Annotated in this window: 18 protein-coding genes, 2 rRNA genes and 1 other annotated feature (1 of these 21 running past the window's edge); of the genes, 18 read left to right on the top strand and 2 right to left on the bottom strand. The window is 39.2% G+C overall.

The window, feature by feature from the left end; genetic code table 11:
- The 8 genes from NP781_RS22725 to NP781_RS22760 all read left to right on the top strand — a co-directional run.
- Positions 1 to 1,794: ribosomal RNA gene (locus tag NP781_RS22725) — 23S ribosomal RNA — on the top strand (it extends 1,133 nt beyond the left edge of the window).
- 70 nt (positions 1,795 to 1,864) lie between these two features.
- A 5S ribosomal RNA gene (rrf, locus tag NP781_RS22730) occupies positions 1,865 to 1,980 on the top strand.
- A 269-nt stretch (positions 1,981 to 2,249) separates the two neighbouring features.
- Positions 2,250 to 3,713 carry an IMP dehydrogenase gene (gene guaB, locus NP781_RS22735; RefSeq protein ID WP_004233999.1) on the top strand — a complete coding sequence of 488 codons (1,464 nt, stop codon included), beginning with the start codon at positions 2,250 to 2,252 and terminating at the stop codon, positions 3,711 to 3,713.
- Between the two features lie 141 nt (positions 3,714 to 3,854).
- The gene (locus NP781_RS22740; RefSeq protein WP_257520886.1) at positions 3,855 to 5,186 is read left to right on the top strand and encodes a D-alanyl-D-alanine carboxypeptidase family protein; all 1,332 of its coding nucleotides are present in this window, start codon (positions 3,855 to 3,857) and stop codon (positions 5,184 to 5,186) included.
- A 99-nt stretch (positions 5,187 to 5,285) separates the two neighbouring features.
- On the top strand, positions 5,286 to 7,124 hold the full coding sequence (asnB, locus tag NP781_RS22745) for an asparagine synthase (glutamine-hydrolyzing) (protein WP_257520887.1): 1,839 nt from the start codon (positions 5,286 to 5,288) through the stop codon (positions 7,122 to 7,124).
- A gap of 126 nt (positions 7,125 to 7,250) precedes the next feature.
- Entirely contained in the window at positions 7,251 to 8,633 is a 1,383-nt protein-coding gene (locus NP781_RS22750) for an IS1182 family transposase (protein WP_257520888.1), read from the top strand.
- Positions 8,634 to 8,822: 189 nt separating this feature from the next.
- On the top strand, positions 8,823 to 10,205 hold the full coding sequence (locus tag NP781_RS22755) for an IS1182 family transposase (protein WP_257520888.1): 1,383 nt from the start codon (positions 8,823 to 8,825) through the stop codon (positions 10,203 to 10,205).
- 358 nt (positions 10,206 to 10,563) lie between these two features.
- Positions 10,564 to 11,913: an IS1182 family transposase gene (locus tag NP781_RS22760; RefSeq protein WP_257520889.1), complete on the top strand. Its 1,350-nt coding sequence runs from the start codon at positions 10,564 to 10,566 to the stop codon at positions 11,911 to 11,913.
- Between the two features lie 138 nt (positions 11,914 to 12,051).
- Here NP781_RS22760 and NP781_RS22765 read toward each other — a convergent pair whose 3' ends face one another.
- Positions 12,052 to 13,470, bottom strand: coding sequence for a MocR-like pyridoxine biosynthesis transcription factor PdxR (locus NP781_RS22765; RefSeq protein WP_257520890.1), 1,419 nt, complete (start codon positions 13,468 to 13,470; stop codon positions 12,052 to 12,054).
- Between the two features lie 102 nt (positions 13,471 to 13,572).
- Here NP781_RS22765 and pdxS point away from each other — a divergent pair, with 102 nt between their 5' ends.
- From pdxS to NP781_RS22795, 6 genes are all read left to right on the top strand, one after another.
- Complete coding sequence (pdxS, locus tag NP781_RS22770; RefSeq protein WP_257520891.1) at positions 13,573 to 14,457, top strand: pyridoxal 5'-phosphate synthase lyase subunit PdxS; 885 nt, start codon at positions 13,573 to 13,575, stop codon at positions 14,455 to 14,457.
- A 1-nt stretch (position 14,458) separates the two neighbouring features.
- A complete protein-coding gene (gene pdxT, locus NP781_RS22775; RefSeq protein ID WP_257520892.1) occupies positions 14,459 to 15,022 on the top strand; it encodes a pyridoxal 5'-phosphate synthase glutaminase subunit PdxT in 564 nt (187 codons plus the stop codon).
- 49 nt (positions 15,023 to 15,071) lie between these two features.
- Positions 15,072 to 15,291: a binding site (T-box leader), on the top strand.
- 75 nt (positions 15,292 to 15,366) lie between these two features.
- Entirely contained in the window at positions 15,367 to 16,647 is a 1,281-nt protein-coding gene (gene serS, locus NP781_RS22780) for a serine--tRNA ligase (RefSeq protein ID WP_257520893.1), read from the top strand.
- A 139-nt stretch (positions 16,648 to 16,786) separates the two neighbouring features.
- Positions 16,787 to 18,121: a sigma 54-interacting transcriptional regulator gene (locus NP781_RS22785; RefSeq protein WP_257520894.1), complete on the top strand. Its 1,335-nt coding sequence runs from the start codon at positions 16,787 to 16,789 to the stop codon at positions 18,119 to 18,121.
- A gap of 108 nt (positions 18,122 to 18,229) precedes the next feature.
- A complete protein-coding gene (brnQ, locus tag NP781_RS22790; RefSeq protein WP_257520895.1) occupies positions 18,230 to 19,561 on the top strand; it encodes a branched-chain amino acid transport system II carrier protein in 1,332 nt (443 codons plus the stop codon).
- Positions 19,558 to 21,153, top strand: coding sequence for an amidohydrolase (locus NP781_RS22795; protein ID WP_257520896.1), 1,596 nt, complete (start codon positions 19,558 to 19,560; stop codon positions 21,151 to 21,153). Before brnQ ends, NP781_RS22795 begins: the two co-directional genes overlap by 4 nt.
- A gap of 98 nt (positions 21,154 to 21,251) precedes the next feature.
- On the opposite strand, the gene tadA is transcribed toward NP781_RS22795, so the two are convergent.
- Positions 21,252 to 21,767, bottom strand: a complete 516-nt coding sequence (gene tadA, locus NP781_RS22800; RefSeq protein ID WP_257520897.1) for a tRNA adenosine(34) deaminase TadA — start codon at positions 21,765 to 21,767, stop codon at positions 21,252 to 21,254.
- Positions 21,768 to 21,990: 223 nt separating this feature from the next.
- Between tadA and NP781_RS22805 the strand changes: the two genes are divergently transcribed.
- The 4 genes from NP781_RS22805 (at position 21,991) to copZ (ending at position 23,938) form a co-directional block, all read left to right on the top strand.
- Positions 21,991 to 22,326 carry an ArsR/SmtB family transcription factor gene (locus NP781_RS22805; protein ID WP_004233978.1) on the top strand — a complete coding sequence of 112 codons (336 nt, stop codon included), beginning with the start codon at positions 21,991 to 21,993 and terminating at the stop codon, positions 22,324 to 22,326.
- A gap of 20 nt (positions 22,327 to 22,346) precedes the next feature.
- On the top strand, positions 22,347 to 23,300 hold the full coding sequence (locus NP781_RS22810) for a cation diffusion facilitator family transporter (RefSeq protein ID WP_257520898.1): 954 nt from the start codon (positions 22,347 to 22,349) through the stop codon (positions 23,298 to 23,300).
- Positions 23,301 to 23,366: 66 nt separating this feature from the next.
- Positions 23,367 to 23,699, top strand: coding sequence for a metal-sensing transcriptional repressor (locus NP781_RS22815; RefSeq protein WP_004233976.1), 333 nt, complete (start codon positions 23,367 to 23,369; stop codon positions 23,697 to 23,699).
- Positions 23,700 to 23,731: 32 nt separating this feature from the next.
- Positions 23,732 to 23,938: a copper chaperone CopZ gene (gene copZ, locus NP781_RS22820; protein WP_036121975.1), complete on the top strand. Its 207-nt coding sequence runs from the start codon at positions 23,732 to 23,734 to the stop codon at positions 23,936 to 23,938.
- Positions 23,939 to 23,973: the final 35 nt, after the last annotated feature.

Below are 23,973 nucleotides of genomic sequence, written 5' to 3' on the forward strand. Positions count from 1 at the left end.
AGTGCGTAATAGCTCACTGGTCGAGTGACGCTGCGCCGAAAATGTATCGGGGCTAAACGATTCACCGAAGCTGTGGATTGACATCTACGATGTCAGTGGTAGGAGAGCGTTCTAAGTGCGTTGAAGTCAGACCGGAAGGACTGGTGGAGCGCTTAGAAGTGAGAATGCCGGTATGAGTAGCGAAAGACGGGTGAGAATCCCGTCCACCGTATGACTAAGGTTTCCTGAGGAAGGCTCGTCCGCTCAGGGTTAGTCGGGACCTAAGCCGAGGCCGATAGGCGTAGGCGATGGACAACAGGTTGATATTCCTGTACCACCTCCTCACCGTTTGAGAAATGGGGGGACGCAGTAGGATAGGGTAAGCGCGCCGTTGGTTGTGCGCGTCCAAGCAGTAAGGCGTGTGTGTAGGCAAATCCGCACACTGTAACGTTGAGCTGTGATGGCGAGTCCGTATGGACGAAGTTCCTGATTTCACACTGCCAAGAAAAGCCTCTATCGAGGTGAGAGGTGCCCGTACCGCAAACCGACACAGGTAGTCGAGGAGAGAATCCTAAGGTGTGCGAGAGAACTCTCGTTAAGGAACTCGGCAAAATGACCCCGTAACTTCGGGAGAAGGGGTGCTCTTGAGCGTGCAAGCGCATGAGAGCCGCAGTGAATAGGCCCAGGCGACTGTTTAGCAAAAACACAGGTCTCTGCAAAACCGTAAGGTGACGTATAGGGGCTGACGCCTGCCCGGTGCTGGAAGGTTAAGAGGAGTGGTTAGCGCAAGCGAAGCTGCGAATTGAAGCCCCAGTAAACGGCGGCCGTAACTATAACGGTCCTAAGGTAGCGAAATTCCTTGTCGGGTAAGTTCCGACCCGCACGAAAGGCGTAACGATCTGGGCACTGTCTCAACGAGAGACTCGGTGAAATTATAGTACCTGTGAAGATGCAGGTTACCCGCGACAGGACGGAAAGACCCCGTGGAGCTTTACTGTAGCCTGATATTGAATTTTGGTACAACTTGTACAGGATAGGTAGGAGCCAGAGATCTCGGAGCGCCAGCTTCGAAGGAGGCGTCGGTGGGATACTACCCTGGTTGTATTGAAATTCTAACCCATGCCCCTTAGCGGGGCAGGAGACAGTGTCAGGCGGACAGTTTGACTGGGGCGGTCGCCTCCTAAAAGGTAACGGAGGCGCCCAAAGGTTCCCTCAGAATGGTTGGAAATCATTCGTAGAGTGTAAAGGCACAAGGGAGCTTGACTGCGAGACCTACAAGTCGAGCAGGGTCGAAAGACGGGCTTAGTGATCCGGTGGTTCCGCATGGAAGGGCCATCGCTCAACGGATAAAAGCTACCCCGGGGATAACAGGCTTATCTCCCCCAAGAGTCCACATCGACGGGGAGGTTTGGCACCTCGATGTCGGCTCATCGCATCCTGGGGCTGTAGTCGGTCCCAAGGGTTGGGCTGTTCGCCCATTAAAGCGGTACGCGAGCTGGGTTCAGAACGTCGTGAGACAGTTCGGTCCCTATCCGTCGTGGGCGTAGGAAATTTGAGAGGAGCTGTCCTTAGTACGAGAGGACCGGGATGGACACACCGCTGGTGTACCAGTTGTCTTGCCAAAGGCATCGCTGGGTAGCTATGTGTGGACGGGATAAGTGCTGAAAGCATCTAAGCATGAAGCCCCCTCAAGATGAGATTTCCCATTACGCAAGTAAGTAAGATCCCTCAAAGACGATGAGGTAGATAGGTTCGAGGTGGAAGTGTGGTGACACATGGAGCTGACGAATACTAATCGATCGAGGACTTAACCAAAAAAGTTTGAAACATTCAATGCACCGTTTATCCAGTTTTGAAAGAACAATTCTTTCAATTAAATACAAAGTCTAGTGATGATGGCAAAGAGGTCACACCCGTTCCCATACCGAACACGGAAGTTAAGCTCTTTAGCGCCGATGGTAGTTGGGGGCTTCCCCCTGTGAGAGTAGGACGTCGCTAGGCAACAAAACAGTCAGCTGTGCGCTGACTGTTTTTTTACTTTCTCTTGATAACTTTTAACTTTACCAAAGAGTTTGATCAAATATGTTTTTTGAATTTAAATAATGCAAATAAATGCCTCAAAAAAGTAGTTAATTATTTGTATTGTTTATCTTAATTGTTATTTGTTAAAAATCTGAATTGTCTTTCTTTTATAAGTTCCTTGACAGTAGCAGTCCACGTTGTTAATCTTACAATTAATATTCTTTTAACTATAGGAGGAAGTTACGAAAATGTGGGAGACTAAATTTGCCAAAGAAGGTTTAACTTTTGATGATGTATTATTAGTACCAGCTCATTCCGAAGTACTACCGAAAGATGTTGATTTATCTGTTCAATTAACACCAAAGATTAAATTAAACATCCCAATGGTCAGCGCAGGTATGGATACAGTTACAGAGTCTAAAATGGCGATTGCTATGGCACGTCAAGGCGGTATCGGTATTATTCATAAAAACATGGGAATTGATGAGCAAGCTGAACAGGTAGAAAAAGTAAAACGTTCTGAAAATGGTGTTATTACAAACCCATTCTTCTTAACTCCGACACATCAAGTTTTCGATGCTGAGCATCTAATGGGTAAATACCGAATCTCTGGTGTTCCTATTGTTGATAGTATGGAAAATCAAAAGCTAGTAGGGATTATTACAAACCGAGATTTACGTTTTATCTCTGACTACTCTTTAAAAATTGAAGATGTAATGACGAAAGAAGATTTGATTACAGCACCAGTTGGAACGACTTTAGAGGATGCTGAAAAAATTCTTCAACAATATAAAATCGAAAAGCTTCCAATTGTAGATGAAGAAGGTAGATTAACTGGACTTATTACAATTAAGGATATCGAGAAAGTGATTGAATTCCCGAATGCTGCGAAAGATACACATGGCCGTTTACTAGTAGGCGCGGCTGTTGGTGTATCAAAGGATACGATGGTACGTATTGAGAAGCTTGTAGAAGCACAAGTTGACATTGTTGTAATCGATACAGCCCACGGTCATTCAGAAGGCGTATTACAAACAATTCGTTCAATCCGTGAGACTTACCCTGAGCTAGAAATCATCGCTGGTAATGTTGCTACAGGAGAAGGCGCACGTGCATTATTTGAAGCAGGAGCAGATGTTGTTAAAGTAGGTATCGGTCCTGGTTCTATTTGTACTACACGTGTTGTAGCAGGTGTAGGTGTCCCACAAATTACAGCAGTATATGATTGTGCTACAGTAGCTCGTGAGCTAGGTAAAACAATAATTGCAGATGGTGGTATTAAATACTCTGGTGATATCGTAAAAGCACTAGCAGCTGGAGGCAACGTTGTAATGCTTGGTTCCCTTCTAGCAGGTACATCTGAATCTCCGGGAGAAACAGAAATCTTCCAAGGACGTCGTTTTAAAGTTTATCGTGGTATGGGTTCTATCGGCGCAATGGAAAAAGGTTCTAAAGATCGTTACTTCCAAGAGGATGCAAAAAAATTAGTACCTGAAGGTATTGAAGGCCGCCTTCCTTATAAAGGACCATTAGCTGATACAATCTACCAACTGATTGGTGGTATTCGCGCTGGTATGGGTTATTGTGGAGCTCCACATCTTGAACACCTACGCGAGAATGCACAATTTGTTAGAATGACAGGTGCTGGTCTACGTGAATCACATCCACATGATGTACAGATTACAAAAGAATCACCAAACTATTCCATGTAATATATTACTTGCAACTTTTATGCTTTCGCATCGTCTACAAAGATGGCGCGAGAGCATTTTTTTATGGTAGAGAGTCAACACGTTTGTTGTTATCTATGATAAAATGTCGAGGACAAGATTATTTTTTGGAGGGCTTTAAAGGTGAAAAAGAAAATGAACACCGTATTACGCTTACTCCTAATTCCTGTTTTATTATTTAGTATTTTTGCAGGTATTCCTGCAAAGGCTAATGCGGAAACAGATTTAGGATTAACAGTGGATGCTGCGATTTTAATTGATGCAGATTCAGGAAAAATTTTATTTGAACAAAATGCAGATACTTCACTAGGTATTGCAAGTATGACAAAGATGATGACTGAATACCTGTTATTGGACGCGATTGATGCAGGGACAGTTAAGTGGGATCAAGAATATCACGTAACAGATTATACGTATCGTATGTCTCAAAATCGTGCATTAAGTAATGTACCTTTACGTAGAGATGGCACTTATACGATTCGTGAGCTATACGAGGCAATGGCAATCTATTCAGCAAATGCAGCAACCGTAGCCATTGCTGAAACGATCGCAGGTTCTGAAACTGAATTTTTAAAGTTAATGAATAAAAAAGCAGAAGAACTTGGTATAGAGGGCTATAAATTTGTCAACGCTACTGGTCTTAATAATGCTGATTTATTTGGTATGCATCCATCAGGCACAGGCCCAGAAGATGAAAATGTAATGCCTGCAAAATCTGTAGCTAAATTAGCGTATCATTTATTAAAGGATCACCCAAAGGTATTAGAGACATCTAAAATTGCAAAAAAGACATTCCGTGAAGGGACAGAAGATGCAATTAAAATGTCTAACTGGAACTTTATGTTACCGGGATTAGTGTATGAATATCAAGGTGTAGATGGATTAAAGACAGGTACAACAAACTTTGCAGGTCACTGCTTCACAGGTACTGCAGAGCGCAATGGTACTCGTTTGATTGCAGTTGTAATGAAGGCTGTTGATGCAAATGGACAAGGTTCATATGAAGCTCGCTTTGATGCCACAGCGAAATTATTTAACTACGGCTTTTCACAATTCTCAAAGCAGGAAATTTTACCAGGGAACTATACATTCAAAAATCAAAAAACAGTTAAAGTAACAAAAGGTAAAGAAGACAAAGTATCGATTGCAGTAAAAGAACCAATTTCATTTATGATTAAGTCTTCTGATAAAGACTTATATAAACCTACATTGGTTTTAGATAAAAAGAGTTTAGAGGCAGATGTTAAAAAAGACACTGTTGTAGGAAAGGTCGTTATTGAACGCACAGAAGGCACAGATTACGGCTTTATCGATGGCAAGGATATTTCATCCGATGTTGTCACAACAGAGGCTGTAGAGCGTGCTAGCGGTATCTCATTGTTCTTCCAAGGTGTAGGTAACTTCTTCGGTAATTTATGGGGAGGCATTACAGACTTTGTTGGTGGATTGTTTTAATATTTAAATAAGAGCACATGAATGTACTTAAGCATTCATGTGCTTTTTCACATTTTTACACGCTACAGCATACGCTAATAGGCGAAAGGATGTGGCTAAATGTGTGGCATTACAGGCTGGGCTAGTTTTCAAAAGGATTTAAGAACAAGTGACACAATATTAAAATCGATGACGCAAACATTAAATAAGAGAGGGCCAGATGATGAAAATATTTGGTGTAGTGAGCATATTGCATTTGGCCATCGACGGTTAGCTGTTATTGATTTAATCGGTGGTAAACAACCAATGAAAAAAATCCATGATGGTTTGAACTATGTCATTACATATAATGGCGAACTTTACAATACAGAAGAGCTACGTAAGGAACTTCAAAAAAGAGGGCACAGTTTTACAACACAATCAGATACTGAAGTACTATTAACTGCCTATATTGAATGGAAAGAGCAGTGTGTAGAATTTCTAAATGGTATTTTTGCCTTCGGTGTTTGGGATGAGCAAACACAGTCTTTATTTTTGTGTCGAGACCGACTAGGCGTAAAGCCCTTGTATTATACAGAGCAACAAGAAGGTGTACTTTTTGCATCGGAGGTGAAGGCTCTGCTAGCACACCCCACGGTTCAAGCATGTGTAAATGTTGAAGGGTTGGCAAGTATGATGGCTGTAGGGCCTTCTAGAGAGCCAGGTAAAACCCTTTTTCAAAATATTAAAGAATTACGGCCTGGCTATGCTATGCGATTCTCTAGAGAAGAAGGTTTAAGAAAGTGGCCGTATTGGCAGCTACAAAGTCGTAGACATGAAGAAACATTAGGAGAAACAATTGAACATGTTCGTTTTTTGTTAACGGATGCTATAGAACGTCAGCTAGTTTCAGATGTACCCATTTGTACGTTTCTTTCAGGAGGACTAGATTCCAGTATTATCACCGGCATTGCAGCAAATAGATTCCAACAGCAAAGCCATCAGTTGCATACGTATTCTATTGATTATGAAGATAATGAGCGATTCTTTAACCCACATTCTTTCCAGACCTCCACAGATACGTACTGGATTCAAAAAATGACAGAAACTTTCAAGACAGCTCATCACGCAGAGGAGATCACTCAGCAACAGTTAATTGATTTATTAGTGGAATCGGTCATCGTTCGCGATTCTCCAGGTATGGCAGATGTAGATTCTTCGTTATTATGGTTTTGTCGTGAAATAAAAAGGGAATTTACTGTAGCGCTATCAGGAGAGTGTGCAGATGAAATTTTTGGTGGTTATCCATGGTTTAAAGATAGGATTACTGGTTTCCCTTGGATCCGTTCATTGTCTGAAAGAAGTGCATTACTCCAAGAGAAGTGGAACAAAAAATTAAAAATTGAAGCCTATGCACAACAACTATATACACAAACAATAGCTGAAGTTCCTTTGTTAGATGGAGAAGGTCTAGCAGAGGCAAAGCATCGCGAAATGTCCTACTTAAATATGCTATGGTTTATGCAAACATTATTAGAGCGGAAGGATCGTATGAGTATGGGGGCAAGTTTAGAGGTACGTGTCCCTTTTGCAGATCATCGGCTTGTAGAATATGCCTGGAATATTCCGTGGGAAATGAAGAATTTGGATGGAATAGAAAAAGGATTACTTCGAAAATCAATGGCACATCTATTGCCGAATGAAGTGTTATATCGTAAAAAAAATCCTTATCCCAAAACATATCATCCTGTCTATACAGCAGGAGTGCAAAAATGGTTGAAGGAAATTCTGCATGATAAAAATTCAATCTTGCATGAACTATTTGAACGACAAAAGCTTGCGGAGTTAATTGAATCGGGAGGTAGCTCTTTTAAGGTTCCATGGTACGGGCAATTAATGGCAGGTCCCCAGCTTTTAGCTTATCTAGGGCAAATTCATACTTGGTTTGAGCATTATCAAATTCAATTAATTGAGACTTAATATAAAACGCCCCATCTACATAGATGGGGCGTTTCATTCTGTTGATAAACTATTTAGTCAATGAAATTTTTTTGAAAAATCGGGTAAAGTCCTTTCAATTCTATGAAATGAATTGGAGGGATTTTTATGTTCTTTACTACTTCAAGACAGACCATCGAAAAAAATCGGGAGGCTTATTTAGCTATGTATGATAAGAGCCACCTGTTAGTGCAATTGGATCAATTAATTGATTGGCAATCGATTTTAAAAAAGTTGATGCGCTATTATTCAAATACACCTACCGGGCGTCCGTCTAAAGATCCGATTATTTTGGTGAAGATATTATTGATTCAAAGTCTAGAAGGGTTTCGATCTGTCCGTTTGACGTGTAAACAAGTTCAATCAAATGCCACGTATCGTTGGTTTCTAGGGATTCATCTATTTGAAAAAGTACCTCATCATAGTACAATTTCTCGTTTTTTATGGGAACGTCTGAAAGGACCTCCATTTTGGTTAGCGTTGTTTAATGAACAAGTGTGGGCCATTCATCAGGAAGGATTTATTGCGAATAAAACGTGGGCTGCAGATGAAACGGAGTTAAAGGCCAATGCCAATAAACGTTTTCGTCAACGGCTCCTTGTGAAAAAAATGGTTGAAGAGAATGAGAACGATTTAAAACGAATCAATCAATTCCGCGAAAAACAAGGAAAAAAACCATTAAAGCCGGCCCTATCTAAAGTGATATTTCATCCAACGAATTTTAGTCCTGTCGATGAAGATGCGCGCCTATCCGTTAAACATGTGGAGAGAGGGCAATTTGCGTATTATGAACATCGTATTGTCGATACATTACATGGATTTATTATTGCCTCTGAAATCACAGCAGCAAATAGACCTGGACATCAAATTTTACCTCAGCAGCTGAATCAATTGCATGAACTATTTCAGCAGTATGCGAAAGAAATTACATTAGATGCTGGCTATTATAATGCACAATGTGCGAATGAGCTCTTTAAACGAGGCTTTTTTGTCTCCATACCTTATAAAAGAAGCCAGACAAAAGAACATCCAAGCTGTCGGCGTCATCAATTCAAAAAGTTAAACGAAACGACGTATGCTTGTCCAATGGGCGTACCGTTTCGTTATACAACATCAACGCGCAAAGGCTATCACGAATTTAAAGCATCAAAAGGAAGCTGCAAAAACTGCCCGTACGCTTTAAACGAAAAAGACCGTATTTTAAGGCTTTCTATTCATCAAAAAACCTATGATCGTCTAAGAGAAATGAGATTATCATGGAAAGGGAAAATTTTAAAAACTGTCCGACCACAAACGATTGAACTAAGCTTTGCCCATAGCAAAGAATACCACGGTCTCCGTTATGCCAGATACCGTGGTATACCCAAAGTAAAAACACAAGTTTTGATGATCGCACTCATTCAAAACTTTAAGAAATGGACCAAGCTCCGTTCACTAAAACAAGTTGGACTCCATCTCACATATAAAATTATAGAAGATTCTTTTGAATAATTCAAAAAATCCCTGTGGAAATTCACAGGGATTTCATTGACAGGGTTGTTTTTCAACAACGTGTGACATTTTTGTTACAACTGTAACAAAAATGTCCCATTCTGTTGATAAACTATTTAGTCAATGAAATTTTTTTGAAAAATCGGGTAAAGTCCTTTCAATTCTATGAAATGAATTGGAGGGATTTTTATGTTCTTTACTACTTCAAGACAGACCATCGAAAAAAATCGGGAGGCTTATTTAGCTATGTATGATAAGAGCCACCTGTTAGTGCAATTGGATCAATTAATTGATTGGCAATCGATTTTAAAAAAGTTGATGCGCTATTATTCAAATACACCTACCGGGCGTCCGTCTAAAGATCCGATTATTTTGGTGAAGATATTATTGATTCAAAGTCTAGAAGGGTTTCGATCTGTCCGTTTGACGTGTAAACAAGTTCAATCAAATGCCACGTATCGTTGGTTTCTAGGGATTCATCTATTTGAAAAAGTACCTCATCATAGTACAATTTCTCGTTTTTTATGGGAACGTCTGAAAGGACCTCCATTTTGGTTAGCGTTGTTTAATGAACAAGTGTGGGCCATTCATCAGGAAGGATTTATTGCGAATAAAACGTGGGCTGCAGATGAAACGGAGTTAAAGGCCAATGCCAATAAACGTTTTCGTCAACGGCTCCTTGTGAAAAAAATGGTTGAAGAGAATGAGAACGATTTAAAACGAATCAATCAATTCCGCGAAAAACAAGGAAAAAAACCATTAAAGCCGGCCCTATCTAAAGTGATATTTCATCCAACGAATTTTAGTCCTGTCGATGAAGATGCGCGCCTATCCGTTAAACATGTGGAGAGAGGGCAATTTGCGTATTATGAACATCGTATTGTCGATACATTACATGGATTTATTATTGCCTCTGAAATCACAGCAGCAAATAGACCTGGACATCAAATTTTACCTCAGCAGCTGAATCAATTGCATGAACTATTTCAGCAGTATGCGAAAGAAATTACATTAGATGCTGGCTATTATAATGCACAATGTGCGAATGAGCTCTTTAAACGAGGCTTTTTTGTCTCCATACCTTATAAAAGAAGCCAGACAAAAGAACATCCAAGCTGTCGGCGTCATCAATTCAAAAAGTTAAACGAAACGACGTATGCTTGTCCAATGGGCGTACCGTTTCGTTATACAACATCAACGCGCAAAGGCTATCACGAATTTAAAGCATCAAAAGGAAGCTGCAAAAACTGCCCGTACGCTTTAAACGAAAAAGACCGTATTTTAAGGCTTTCTATTCATCAAAAAACCTATGATCGTCTAAGAGAAATGAGATTATCATGGAAAGGGAAAATTTTAAAAACTGTCCGACCACAAACGATTGAACTAAGCTTTGCCCATAGCAAAGAATACCACGGTCTCCGTTATGCCAGATACCGTGGTATACCCAAAGTAAAAACACAAGTTTTGATGATCGCACTCATTCAAAACTTTAAGAAATGGACCAAGCTCCGTTCACTAAAACAAGTTGGACTCCATCTCACATATAAAATTATAGAAGATTCTTTTGAATAATTCAAAAAATCCCTGTGGAAATTCACAGGGATTTCATTGACAGGGTTGTTTTTCAACAACGTGAAACGCCCCATCTACATAGATGGGGCGTTTGAGACTGTAGACAAACTCAATGAATTTTGAGTTTGCCTACAGTCTTTTTTCTTTTACAATAAAATAAAGTAAAGCCGTTGATTTCCACTACGGGCGGACGCTTTCCGCGGGCGGGGTCGAGCTGCTTCCCTCGCTTCGCTCAGTCCAGGATCTCGACTTTCCCGCTTTTCCCGCAGGAGTCGCCACCCTTCGTTCCAATCAACTTCTACATAAAGAATTCCTTATTCATCTATTGATAAAAAGTACACTTTCGAGGTGATTAACCATGATGACGAAAAATCAAATCAATGAACGTGAACAATTAGAAATGTTAACGATTGATCAATTAGTTCCCCAAGATCATTTAGTACGAAAACTAGAGGCGGCTATTGATTTTTCATTTATCTATCCTTTAGTAGAAAACCTCTACTCTGCTAAAGGACGCCCTAGTATTGATCCTGTTGTTCTCTTTAAAATGACGTTTATTCAGTACGTTTTTGGTATACGGTCCATGCGTCAAACCATCAAAGAAATTGAAACCAATATGGCGTATCGTTGGTTTTTAGGATTTGGCTTCCATACAGAAGTTCCGCATTTCTCTACCTTTGGTAAAAATTATGTCCGTCGCTTTCAAGACACCGATATATTTGAGCAGATATTTTATCGTATATTAAAAGAGATTATGCATCAAGGACTCCTCCATGCAGACCATTTATTTATCGATTCTACGCATGTGAAAGCGAGTGCGAATAAACGAAAGTATGATAAAAAAGTTTTGCGAAAAGAAACACGGGCTTATGAAGAGAAACTTCAATTAGAGTTAAATATTGATCGTGAGGAACACGGAAAAAAGCCCTTTTCCCCGGAGAAATTTGAAAAAGAAGAATGGAAAGAAATAAAGGAAAGCACGACAGATCCTGAAAGTGGATATTACGTGAAGGATGAACGTACAAAACAGTTTGCTTATTCTTTTCATGCAGCGACAGATGAAAAGGGCTTTGTCTTGGGTGCCATTGTGACTCCGGGAAATGTGCACGATAGTCATGTATTACAGCCACTTGTGGAAAGAGTCATTGAAAACGTTCAAAAACCATTAGCTGTTGCGGCAGATGCAGCCTATAAAACACCCGCAATTACAAACTTTTTATTAGAGAATCAAATGTTGCCTGTTCTTCCTTATACACGTCCTAAAACGAGAGATGGATTCTTCCGAAAGCATGAGTATATATATGATGAGCACTATAATTGTTATCTTTGTCCACAAGGACAGCTATTGAAGTATACGACAACGACTAAAGAAGGGTATCGTCAATATAAATCGAATCCTTTGATTTGTGCGAAGTGTCCAAGCCTATCCCAATGTACAGAAAGTAAGCATCATCAAAAACTCATTCAACGTCATATTTGGGAATCGTATGTGGAGGAAGCAGAACATTTACGCCATTCCTATGACATCAAACAAATCTATGCAAAGCGCAAAGAAACGATTGAGCGTGTCTTTGCCGATGCAAAGGAAAAGCATGGTATGCGATGGACAACCTTAAGAGGTCTAAAAAAATTGTCCATGCAGGCGATGCTTACTTTTGCTGCCATGAATTTAAAGAAACTGGCTACTTGGACGTGGCAAGTAGCTTAAGAGAGCAACTATGCTCGAAGAGTATGTTGGATTTGGTAATATATTACCAAATATCAAGACGACATAGGAAGAAAAATGATAAAAGCCCTCGAGAGTGAACTTCTCGAGGGCTTTTGTCTACAGTCTGAAACGCCCCATCTACATAGATGGGGCGTTTTTTTGTATACTCCAGCAATCCATCAACTGCTCAATGGATGATTCGATTGCTTGTACAGGAATCCCTCCAAAACCTAATAAAAATTGAGCTTGTGAAGATTCATAATCATCTAGTCTATAGGCTGATAATGGATAAATACCGATCTCTGCTTGAGAGGCGAGCTGTTGTAATTGTTTTTCTGAGAATGTGTGTTCAACCTCTAATAAAATATGCATACCCGCTTGTTCACCAGTAATGTTAATGGATGATGAATATTTTTCTAAAATAGAAGTTAGTTTATCATGTTTTTTACGATAAATTTTACGCATACGATTGAGATGCTTTGCAAAATGCCCATCACCCATAAAATTTGCCACAATATGCTGATCAAAACGAGGCACAGTTGATGAGTAATAATTAAAGACATCGTTATAAGTAGCAAGTAGCTTAGGTGGAAGTACAAAATAAGCTACTCGCAAGGATGGCATTAAAGATTTGGTAAAAGTACTCATGTAAATAACTTTATCGTTTCGATCTAATGCGTGTAGGGCAGGAATTGGTTTTCCAGCATAACGAAATTCCGAATCATAATCATCCTCAATAATATAACGAGATGTGCTTTGTGCCGCCCAATTTAAAGCCTGTGCTCGTCTTGTAGCAGATAATACAGCTCCAGTTGGGAACTGATGTGAGGGTGTAATATACACAACATTAGCATCTGTTTTTTCAAGATCATGAATAATTATGCCCTCTTCATCAACTGCAATTGGGTAAACTTTTCGTTTATGCTGGGAAAACATTCGATGGACGGCAGGGTATCCTGGGTTTTCTAATGCAAAGCTGGTGTCCTCACTAAAAAGACGGAGAATCATAGGGAGGAGCTGCTCCGTCCCTGAACCAATAACAATTTGTTCAGGGTGGCATACAACACCACGGGATTGATATAAATAATTAGCAATCTCTGTGCGTAAAGGCAGTTCACCTTGTGGTTCCCCTGTTAATAATAGCTCCTTTGAGGTATCGTCAAAAAGCTCTTTTGCATACTTTCTCCATGTTTGAAATGGAAAAGCATCGATATCAATAGATCCAGGATTAAAATCGATTTTGTAAGACTTTTTCTTAGGATATTCATTAATGGACGCCATAGTATCTTGTTGAATGTAAGGCAGTTCATCTATTTCTTCTACAAAATAGCCAATACGTGATTTGGACATAATATAGCCTTCAGCTAATAGCTGAGCATAGGCAATTTCAATTGTTGTTTGGGAAATGTTTAAAAAATCAGCTAATTTTCTTTTTGAAGGCAGTTTTTCTCCTACAGTTATTTTCTTAGAAATAATAGCTTCTTTAATACCGTTATAAAGCTGATCATAAAGCGGTTTATCACTATCCCTTTCAAGCTGGAATAAAAGCATATCCATGATCTGGAACCTCCTGACCCTATAAATATTTTAAAAACTGGATATTTTGATATGGTCAATTTCTATTATACTAAACTTCATCATAAAGGTGGAGGTTAGAAAATGAAACGAACAGGTACAGAGCTAGTAAAACGTGGAATGGCAGAAATGCAAAAAGGCGGCGTCATTATGGATGTCATTAATGCAGAGCAAGCAAAAATTGCAGAAGCTGCAGGTGCTGTAGCAGTTATGGCATTAGAAAGAGTACCTTCAGATATTCGGAAAGCAGGTGGCGTTGCACGCATGGCCGATCCTCGGATTGTTGAGGAAGTAATGGGAGCTGTAACTATTCCTGTCATGGCCAAAGCACGTATAGGTCATATTGTTGAAGCACGTGTTTTAGAAGCAATGGGTGTTGATTATATTGATGAAAGTGAAGTTTTAACACCAGCAGATGAAGAATACCATTTATTAAAAAGTGAATACACAGTACCGTTTGTGTGTGGCTGTCGTGATTTAGGGGAGGCAACCCGTCGTATCGGGGAAGGTGCCTCGATGTTACGGACAAAAGGTGAACCAGGAACAGGGAATATTGTGGAGGCAGTTCGCCATATTCGTAAAGTAAATGCACAGGTTCGTAAAGTCGTAGGAATGACAGAGGATGAATTAATGACAGAGGCGAAATTACTAGGAGCTCCTTTCGAGTTATTAAGAGAAATTAAACGTCTTGGTCGTTTACCAGTAGTAAACTTCGCAGCAGGAGGAGTGGCGACGCCTGCTGATGCAGCCTTAATGATGGAACTTGGAGCTGATGGCGTTTTCGTTGGTTCAGGTATTTTTAAATCTGAGAAGCCAGAAAAATTTGCACGTGCCATTGTAGAGGCGACTACTCATTATAAAGACTATAAGCTTATTGCGGAAATATCAAAAGAGCTCGGCGTGCCAATGAAGGGGATTGATATTGCACAGCTTGGACACAACGAGCGTATGCAAGAGCGAGGTTGGTAGCATGAAGCGAATTGGTGTATTAGCATTACAAGGAGCAGTTCGTGAGCATATACAAATGTTAGAGGCTCTTGGTTGCGAAGCAATTCAAGTAAAACAAAGAAAGGATTTAGGAAACCTAGATGGACTTGTGTTACCAGGTGGAGAAAGCACAACAATGAGAAAATTGCTGGATCGATTTGATCTACTGGAGCCAATTCGTGGACTTGCACAGCAAGGATTACCGATGCTTGGTACATGTGCGGGATTAATTTTATTAGCCATGGATCTAATTGAAGATGAGCCACATTTGGCTGTGATGGACGTGACTGTAGCAAGAAACTCATATGGACGTCAGGTGGATAGCTTCCAAGTACAACTAGATATTCCTAAAGTAGGTGTAGGGATTCCAGCAGTATTTATTCGTGCACCTCATATTGAAGCGGTAGGTAAAGGTGTTGAAATTCTTGCACAACATGAAGGGAAAATAATCTTGGCACAAGATGGCCATTTATTGGGTTGTTCGTTTCATCCCGAATTAACAGAGGATACACGAATTCTTGAATATTTTGTATCCTCTATGGTATGACTTGCAAAATTTGTTTTCATATAGTACAGTATGTTTAAATTTTAAATAACTGAACACGATGATGGGAAGTAGTAACAAGCACGTTTTTTTTAGAGAGTCAGCGGTTGGTGGAAGCTGATAAAAGCACTTGTGAATCCGTCCTGGAGTTGCACAGTCGAAGTGAATGAAGTAGGCTGTAGCCGGCTGAAATGCCGTTATGAAATAAGTGGATTAGGCAGAAATATGTCTAGTCAATTAGGGTGGCAACGCGGGTAGCTCTCGTCCCTTTATAGGGATGAGGGCTTTTTTGTGTTCATTTCGCTGCAACGATTTTCCATCATCAAGAAACTATTGGAGGTATGAAGATGTTAGATATTAAACGCGTACGTGAGAATTTCACGGAAATTAAAGAGATGTTATTAACACGTAATGAGGACTTAGGAAACTTAGATGACTTTGAAGACTTAGATGCAAAACGTCGTGAATTGATTGCCAAAACAGAAGAATTAAAAGCAGAACGCAATAAAGTATCTGAACAAATCTCAGTTATGAAACGCAACAAAGAAAATGCTGATGAAGTTATTGCTCGTATGCGTCAGGTTGGCGATGAAATTAAAGAATTAGATGTACAATTAAATGATGTTGAAGAACGCTTTAAAGATATGATGATGCGTTTACCAAACATCCCACATGAATCTGTACCAGTAGGCACAACAGAGGACGACAATGTTGAAGAATATACGTGGGGTGAAATTCCAACATTTGATTTTGGTATTAAAGCACACTGGGACCTTGCTACGGATTTAAAAATTGTAGACTTTGAACGCGGCGCGAAAGTAACAGGTAGCCGTTTCTTATTCTATCGTGGTCTTGGTGCTCGTTTAGAACGAGCATTAATGACATTCATGATGGATTTACATGCAGAGGAGCATGGTTACGAGGAAATGCTACCACCTGTCATTGTTAATCGAGATAGCCTAACAGGTACAGGGCAACTTCCGAAATTTGAGGAAGATGTATTCAAATTAGAGGAAACAGATTATTTCATGATTCCAACTGCAGAAGTACCAGTAACGAACTTCTATCGAGATGAGATTTTACCGGCTGAGGCTTTACCACAAGGCTTTGCAGCGTATAGTGCGTGCTTCCGTTCAGAAGCGGGATCTGCAGGTCGTGATACACGTGGTTTAATTCGTCAACACCAGTTCAATAAAGTAGAATTAGTACGCTTTGTAAAACCAGAGGAGTCATACGAACAATTAGAGCTATTAACAAGTCATGCAGAAAAAGTATTACAATTATTAGGCTTACCATATCGTAAGTTAAAAATGTGTACAGCTGACTTAGGTTTTACTGCAGCGAAAAAATATGATTTAGAAGTTTGGATTCCTGCACAAAACATGTACCGTGAAATTTCTTCTTGCTCTAACTTTGAGGATTTCCAGGCACGACGAGCAAATATCCGCTTCCGTCGTGAGCCAAATGCAAAACCAGAATATGTGCATACATTAAACGGCTCAGGTCTTGCCATTGGCCGTACAGTTGCTGCTATTCTAGAAAACTACCAACAAGCTGATGGCAGCGTAGTAATTCCTGAAGTTTTAAGACCTTATATGGGCGGTAAAGAAATAATCGCACCAAAATAAACGACAAATAAAGCTATTTTAGATAATTCCTTTATGGATGTTCTAAAATAGCTTTTTGTGTTCAAAAATTGAATTCTCTCATAATTTTTGAAAATTCGTTATAATGGGTAATATTCATGGGGACAAGGGGGAGAAATTCATGGAATTGCAACAATTTGCACAGGCTTTCAGTGAATTTGATAATGTTTTAATTACAGATGATAAAGGCTGTGCAATCTTTTATGATTTAGCAGATTTAAATATATTATTGGAAATCGGCTTAACACCAGATGAATTTTTTCACAGCACTGTGACTGATAATTATCAAAATTTATCACCTGAGACAAGTACTGTCTTTCAAGTCATACAAACAGGGCAGCCAGTTTTATACTATGAACAACAACTTACAACATTGAACGGTTTTAGTTATTTATCACTGAGTTCGACCTATCCCATTATGGAGCATGGAAAAGCCATTGGTGCCATTGAATTTTCAAAACATTTTTATGAAACTAAGCAAATTAAATACTTAGATAATTTCCTGGGACATAAATTATATCGAGATAATCATACAACCTACCGTTTAGAGGATTACATTACAACAAACGCCCAAATGAAAACTCAACTTGAAAAGGCACGTCGTAGTGCTCAAAAAAGTGCACCAGTTTTACTAACTGGGGAAACTGGAACTGGGAAAGATATTATCGCACAAGGCATACACAATGAAAGTGAACGCTATACCAAGCCGTTTATTACTTTGAACTGCTCAACATTAACAGAGGATAATATATTTACTCAGCTATACGGCTCGGACAATGAAGCAAAAAGTGGAAAGTTACAGGAGGCTAATGGAGGGACGCTACTCATTGACCACCTTAATTTATTGGATATATCTTTGCAGGCGAAACTTTTACATGCGGTAGATATAAAAGTGTTAAATGGTGAGCCCTTGGATATACGGTATATTACTACTGTCAATGAAGATGTGGACAAACTATTAGCTGAAAAAAGGCTACGCGAGGACTTATTTTATCGCTTAAATGTTCTTCAAATTGATTTGCCACCGCTAAGATTAAGGAAGGAAGATATTCCACTTATCCTTGATTTTTATATACAATTTTACAATGAACATACACTACAGAAAAATGTAAGCTATTGTAATGAAGTAATTCAGTTATTTTATGCCTATCATTGGCCGGGGAATGTGCGTGAACTAAAAAATGCCCTTGAATCGGCATATAATAATTTGCTTGGGGATGAAATACTTGTTGAACACGTTCCAGAGAGGATTAAAAAAAATGTTCAACATTCAACTCATTCGATCATGCAAAACAACCAATCTGGACATTTACGAGATTTAACGGAAGCCTACGAGCGTCTAATTATAGCGGAAAAGTTGCGTGAAACTGATGGACGATTAGCGGAAACAGCTAGACGTTTAGGTATTTCTCGTCAATTACTAAAATATAAGTGTTTAAAATATGAATTGTTGTAAAAAAAATTTTACAAAAAGGGGATAAAAATTTATCTCCTTTTTTCGTGTTATTAAATTTTTTATTATTTAGATAAATCTTCTGTAAACAATTATAAAGGGGTTGAGGATATGTCTAAAGTTGTGCAGCATACGATAATCGTGGGGCTAGCCTTATTTGCTATATTTTTTGGTGCTGGGAATTTAATATTTCCGCCATCCATAGGAAATAGTGCAGGGGAATCATGGATTTCCGCTCTGATGGGCTTTAGCTTAACGGGTGTTATTTTACCTGTGCTTGCGGTGTATGCAATTTATAATACTGGGGGAACTGTGGAAGCGCTCACAAGACCAATTGGAAATTGGTTTTATAAAGCCTTTAATACGGTCATGATGGTTTGTATTGGGATGGTTGTCACAATACCGAGGATGTCAGCGACAACTCATGAATTAGGGGTATCACAAATTATTCCGAACGTACCTTTAATTGTGTCAGTATTAGCATTTTTTGCGATTTGCTTTTACTTTGCGATGGACCAATCGAATGTGATCGATAAGATTGGAAAATGGTTGACGCCTGTTCTTGTTCTTATACTTATTATCCTCATTGGTAAAGGGGTATTAGACCCAATAGGAGCGGCAATTAATACCGGTGCAGAAAGTGTTTTTGCCAACTCCATAATAGCAGCCTATCAAACAGGAGATGTGGGAACAGGTATTCTTTGTGCGCCAATCTTTTTAGCAGCAATCGTTGGCTACGGCTATAAAGGGAAACAATCTAAAAAGGTCGCGCTTGGTGGTATGGCTATTGCTGCAATAGGGTTAATTGCAGTATATGGTGGCCTACTTTATTTAGGGGCTACAAGTAGTGGCATCATCACAAATCCTGGCAGTGATACAGAACTATTAGCGGGCATTGCCTTTAGTGTCATTGGTAATTTGGGTAAAGCGTTACTAGCTATATGTGTTGTTTTTGCCTGCTTAACATCAGCGATTGGCGTCATGGTCATATCTTCACAGTTTTTAAATGAACTAACAAAAGAGAAGCTTGGCTATAGAACGTGGGTCTTTATTATGTGTGTAGTAGGCGCAACTATTGGCTCCTTAGGTGTAGGTGCCATCGTCGAAATTACATTGCCGATTTTCTTGGTAATTTATCCAGTCATTATTGTACTTGTGCTACTGGGAGCCTTTGATCGTTTTGTACCAAATGCAGGAGCCTATAAAGGAACTGTACTATTTGCATTTCTAGTAAGCGTCGTTGAAACATTTGCTAGCTATGAAATTACGATACCTGGTGTGACACAGTTGGTCATGCATTTACCATTGCAGTCTAGTGGATTTGCTTGGATTATGCCATCTATTGTTGGCTTTATTATCGGTACTATTTTGCATAAGGTGCTGAAAGCAGAAGATCCTGAAAAATCTACTTTTGGTATGGAAGAAATAGGAGTTGAAAAATGATGAAAATTATTTGTAACGCAAAGATTTATACGGCAGATACTAATCAGCCATCTGCAACTGCTATGGTAATTGAAGGAGGAGAGATACTTTGGATTGGACAACAGGAAGATTTACCCCCCTATCAGGGAGAAATAATAGATGTACAAGGAAAGGTCATTATTCCTGGGATTATTGACGCTCATATGCATCCGATTATGTTAGCGGATGTTTTGGAACAAGTGGCTTGTTTACCTCCATATATTTATTCTATTGAGGATATAATTAATGCACTAGCAAATTATGATGCAAGTCAGCGGGGATGGCTATTAGGCTGGGGCTATGATGAAGGGAAACTAAAGGAAAGAAGAGCGCCTTTAAAAGAGGACTTAGACCGTGCCTCTACAGAGTTACCTGTTATTGTTATGCGTACATGTGGTCATATCGTATCGGTTAATAGTAGAGCATTAGCAATCGCAGGTATTACGAAGGATACGCTTGATCCACAGGGTGGACAAATCGATCGGGATGAAAATGGAGAACCTACAGGCGTACTGCGTGAAAATGCACGGAATCTAGTGTTACAGCATTTACCTACACCCTCTGAAGAAGAGATTGTCAAAAGGCTTCTAAAGCTATCACAAACTTTGGCATCCTATGGTGTAACAAGTATTACAGAATTAATGGCAACTGTAGCACCAATTGATTATTTAGGCCTGTATCGTAAAGCTCAAGAAAAAGGCTTTAAGCAACGCGTAGCAGTTTATTATATCTGGGAGGATATTCAACGATTTGAGCTGTTGACAGCAAATACTATTGATCGTTCTGCAGGAGCCTATATCGGAGGCATCAAGCTATTTTCGGATGGTAGTGTTTCAGGCCGTACAGCACTTGTTTCTGAGCCATTTTTGGGAAGTGATGAAAAAGGCATAGCGATGACTTCGAAAGAGGAGCTGCTAGCTGCTGCTGCGGTAGCAAAAGAATATGGTATTCAATTAGTGGTTCATGCAATGGGGGACAGAGCCATTGATCTAATTGTCGACACATTTTATGAGGAAAAGGCTTGGTTAACAGATGCACCGTCTGTTCGTATTGAGCATGCAGCCATGCCATCTAAAAGTGCCTTGCAAAAAGCTGCTGAATGGGGGATAGGCTTTGTGCCACAACCCATCTTCTTATTTTGTGAAATTGAGAGTTATTTAGAGAATCTAGGGCTAGAAAAAACACAGACATTATATGGTGTACAAACATTTCTCAAGAGAGGAATTGCGACAGCGCTCTCTTCAGATGCGCCTGCTACATCATGGGCAGAAGCGGCTAATCCCTTTGTTACGATACAAACAGCTGTTACACGAACAGCCTATGATGGAACAGATTTAGGTACCGCAGAAAAAATCTCTGTAGAGGAGGCATTACAGCTATACACAGTTGATGCCAAGACGATGATTCGTATGGAGAACGTTGGTCAGTTAAAAGAGGGCTATGAAGCTAATTTTGTTGTACTAACAGACGATTTGCTGACGCTTTCACATAACCAGCTTATGCATGTAAAACCATTCGCTACATTTATCGAAGGAGAATGTGTTTTTACAAAATCCACTATTCAAGCTCAATAAATTAGTTATGAAGATGGTCGCTGCTACGACACATTTCATATATATATCGCCATTCCCTTAAATATAAAAGGAAGGTGTCTCATTAGGAGGCACCTTCTTTAATGACCATTTACATCGTTGGAAGCTAATCGTGCTTTTTTCTCAGCTTTTTTACGGTCTCGTAATGCCTTAAAAAAGTCTGTTAAAATTTGACCACATTCCTCGGCTAAAATCCCTTCTGTTACATCACATTCATGATTAAAGCGTTCATCATTTAATAAATGGTAAAGAGAATCTACACAGCCAGCTTTTTGATCTCTTGCCCCATAAACAACTCGGGGTACACGTGATTGGAGAATGGCTCCTGCACACATTGGACAAGGCTCCAATGTAACATAAAGAGTAGTATCCTCCAGTCGCCAACTCCCTATTTTTTTGCAGGCTTCTTGAATCACTAACAGCTCCGCATGTGTTGTTGCATTTTGTGTTGTTTCTCTTAAATTATGCGCACGTGCAATGATTTTTCCTTCATAAACAAGTACTGCACCAATTGGTACTTCCCCAAGTAAGGCAGCCTGTTGAGCTTCCTCTAATGCTTGTTTCATAAATAAACGATCTACGTCAAAAATATCCACTCATATCTCTCCTTAACAGTAGTGTAGCGTGCAGAATTGGTAATTGCTACTTTTAACTTCTTTTTGGATGTTATATTCATCTAAAATCATCGCAGTCATGCGTAAGCGATTGACCTGTAATATGTCGAATCTTAAATACTTGTTGACATTCCTTATATATCCATATATATTTATATATGAACACATGCTCATATATAAATATTGAAGAATGGGGTAAACTTCTATGGATGAAAAATTAAACAGTTCAGAAATGCAAAAAAATATTGATCAGCATTTAGATGAAGAGACATTATTTGTAGTATCTCAGACTTTTAAAGCATTGAGTGATCCAACACGAATTCGTATTTTAAATTTACTTTGTTCAGATGAACATTCTGTTAATGATATTGCAGAAATTTTAGATTTAGGCCAATCAACCGTTTCCCACCAATTACGCTTTCTTAAAAATTTAAGATTGGTGAAATTTAGGAGAGAAGGAACAACCATATATTATTCTAAGGACGATGATCACATTATGAATTTATTAAAGCAGGCTATTGAGCATGCGGCTCATAACTAAAATGAAATGGGGGAATAACAATGGGACATCAACATGACCATGGCCATGATCATACACATGGTGCAAATAAAAAGGTATTATTACTGTCGTTTATTATTATTACAGGGTATATGGTAGTGGAAGCCATTGGTGGCTTTTTAACAAATAGTTTGGCTCTTTTATCAGATGCAGGGCATATGTTAAGTGACTCTATCTCTTTAGGCATAGCAATGTTAGCTTTTATGTTTGGGGAAAAAGCTGCAAGCTATAGTAAAACATACGGCTATAAACGATTTGAGATTTTAGCTGCAGTATTGAATGGCATTACATTAATAGGAATTGCATTATTTATTTTCTATGAAGCAATTGAACGATTTACAAACCCACCAGAAGTAGCTACAACTGGAATGCTTATAATTAGTACAATTGGTTTGTTCGTTAACATTTTAGTTGCCTGGATTATGATGCGTGGAAGTGATACAAAGGATAATTTAAATATGCGCGGAGCATTTTTACATGTACTAAGTGATATGCTAGGGTCTGTAGGCGCTATTGTTGCGGCACTATTAATTATGTTTTTTGGCTGGGGCTGGGCAGATCCTCTTGCAAGCGTTATTGTTGCATTATTGGTCGTACGAAGCGGCTACCATGTCACAAAAGCCTCCATTCATGTCTTAATGGAAGGTACACCTTCAAATGTAGATGTTCAGGAGATTATTCAGTTAATAGAGCAGACTGATGGAATAGAAAGTATCCACGATTTACACATCTGGACAATTACTAGTGGAACGAATGCATTATCCTGTCATGCGGTTGTAAATGATCAATTGAAAATAGCTGAGAGTGAGCATATCTTGCGGAAAATTGAACACAATCTTCAACATAAGGGCATTAAGCATGTAACAATTCAATTAGAAACATCCTTACATCGACATGATAATTCTATTTTATGTAAATTAGAAAATGACCATGAACATCATCACGATGAAAAATAAAATTTTTTATGACTTGCATACCCTTCTTGGGTATAGTATGATAATTACAAATAGGAGGTGTAGTGAATGGAGGAGACAGTAAAAGAGGATGCTTGTCATACAGAGGAAGCTACGTCTTGCCGAAAAAGTCATCACCCTGAGCGTGTGAAAAAGGATTTAACAACTCGCTTAAATCGAATTGAAGGTCAGATTCGTGGTATTAAGGGAATGATTGATAAAGACGTTTACTGTGATGATATTATTACGCAACTATCTGCTACACAATCTGCATTAAATAGTGTGGCAAAAATATTATTAGAAGGTCATTTAAAGGGCTGTGTTGTGGATCGTCTATCAGAGGGCGATGAAGCAGTATTAGATGAGTTAGTAATAACGATTCAAAAGTTAATGAAAAAATAGATTGAAAAAAATACAAAAGGAGAGATTTTATTATGCAAAACGTAACATTAAACGTACAAGGAATGTCATGTGGTCATTGTGTAAACGCGGTTGAAAAAAACGTTGGTGCTTTAGCTGGTGTTGAACAAGTAAAAGTAAATTTAGCAGAAGGTTTAGTTGATGTTGCATTTGACGATGCACAAGTGTCACTTGATCAAATTAAAGAGACAATTGATGATCAAGGCTATGAAGTAAAATAAAATTTGTAGAGTGCTCCAGTAGCACTCTCTTATTT

The organism is Lysinibacillus sp. FN11 (genome assembly GCF_024628845.1).
Lineage (GTDB): Bacteria > Bacillota > Bacilli > Bacillales_A > Planococcaceae > Lysinibacillus > Lysinibacillus capsici.

What these genes read in the sequence shown, in the direction of transcription:
- NP781_RS22750 (WP_257520888.1), top strand. Translation starts at nt 7,251, where the DNA reads ATGTTCTTTACTACTTCAAGACAGACCATCGAAAAAAATCGGGAGGCT.
- asnB (WP_257520887.1), top strand. Translation starts at nt 5,286, where the DNA reads ATGTGTGGCATTACAGGCTGGGCTAGTTTTCAAAAGGATTTAAGAACA.
- serS (WP_257520893.1), top strand. Translation starts at nt 15,367, where the DNA reads ATGTTAGATATTAAACGCGTACGTGAGAATTTCACGGAAATTAAAGAG.
- NP781_RS22760 (WP_257520889.1), top strand. Translation starts at nt 10,564, where the DNA reads ATGATGACGAAAAATCAAATCAATGAACGTGAACAATTAGAAATGTTA.
- copZ (WP_036121975.1), top strand. Translation starts at nt 23,732, where the DNA reads ATGCAAAACGTAACATTAAACGTACAAGGAATGTCATGTGGTCATTGT.
- NP781_RS22805 (WP_004233978.1), top strand. Translation starts at nt 21,991, where the DNA reads ATGGATGAAAAATTAAACAGTTCAGAAATGCAAAAAAATATTGATCAG.
- NP781_RS22755 (WP_257520888.1), top strand. Translation starts at nt 8,823, where the DNA reads ATGTTCTTTACTACTTCAAGACAGACCATCGAAAAAAATCGGGAGGCT.
- guaB (WP_004233999.1), top strand. Translation starts at nt 2,250, where the DNA reads ATGTGGGAGACTAAATTTGCCAAAGAAGGTTTAACTTTTGATGATGTA.
- brnQ (WP_257520895.1), top strand. Translation starts at nt 18,230, where the DNA reads ATGTCTAAAGTTGTGCAGCATACGATAATCGTGGGGCTAGCCTTATTT.
- NP781_RS22815 (WP_004233976.1), top strand. Translation starts at nt 23,367, where the DNA reads ATGGAGGAGACAGTAAAAGAGGATGCTTGTCATACAGAGGAAGCTACG.
- NP781_RS22765 (WP_257520890.1), bottom strand. Translation starts at nt 13,470, where the DNA reads ATGGATATGCTTTTATTCCAGCTTGAAAGGGATAGTGATAAACCGCTT.
- pdxT (WP_257520892.1), top strand. Translation starts at nt 14,459, where the DNA reads ATGAAGCGAATTGGTGTATTAGCATTACAAGGAGCAGTTCGTGAGCAT.
- NP781_RS22785 (WP_257520894.1), top strand. Translation starts at nt 16,787, where the DNA reads ATGGAATTGCAACAATTTGCACAGGCTTTCAGTGAATTTGATAATGTT.
- pdxS (WP_257520891.1), top strand. Translation starts at nt 13,573, where the DNA reads ATGAAACGAACAGGTACAGAGCTAGTAAAACGTGGAATGGCAGAAATG.
- NP781_RS22795 (WP_257520896.1), top strand. Translation starts at nt 19,558, where the DNA reads ATGATGAAAATTATTTGTAACGCAAAGATTTATACGGCAGATACTAAT.
- NP781_RS22810 (WP_257520898.1), top strand. Translation starts at nt 22,347, where the DNA reads ATGGGACATCAACATGACCATGGCCATGATCATACACATGGTGCAAAT.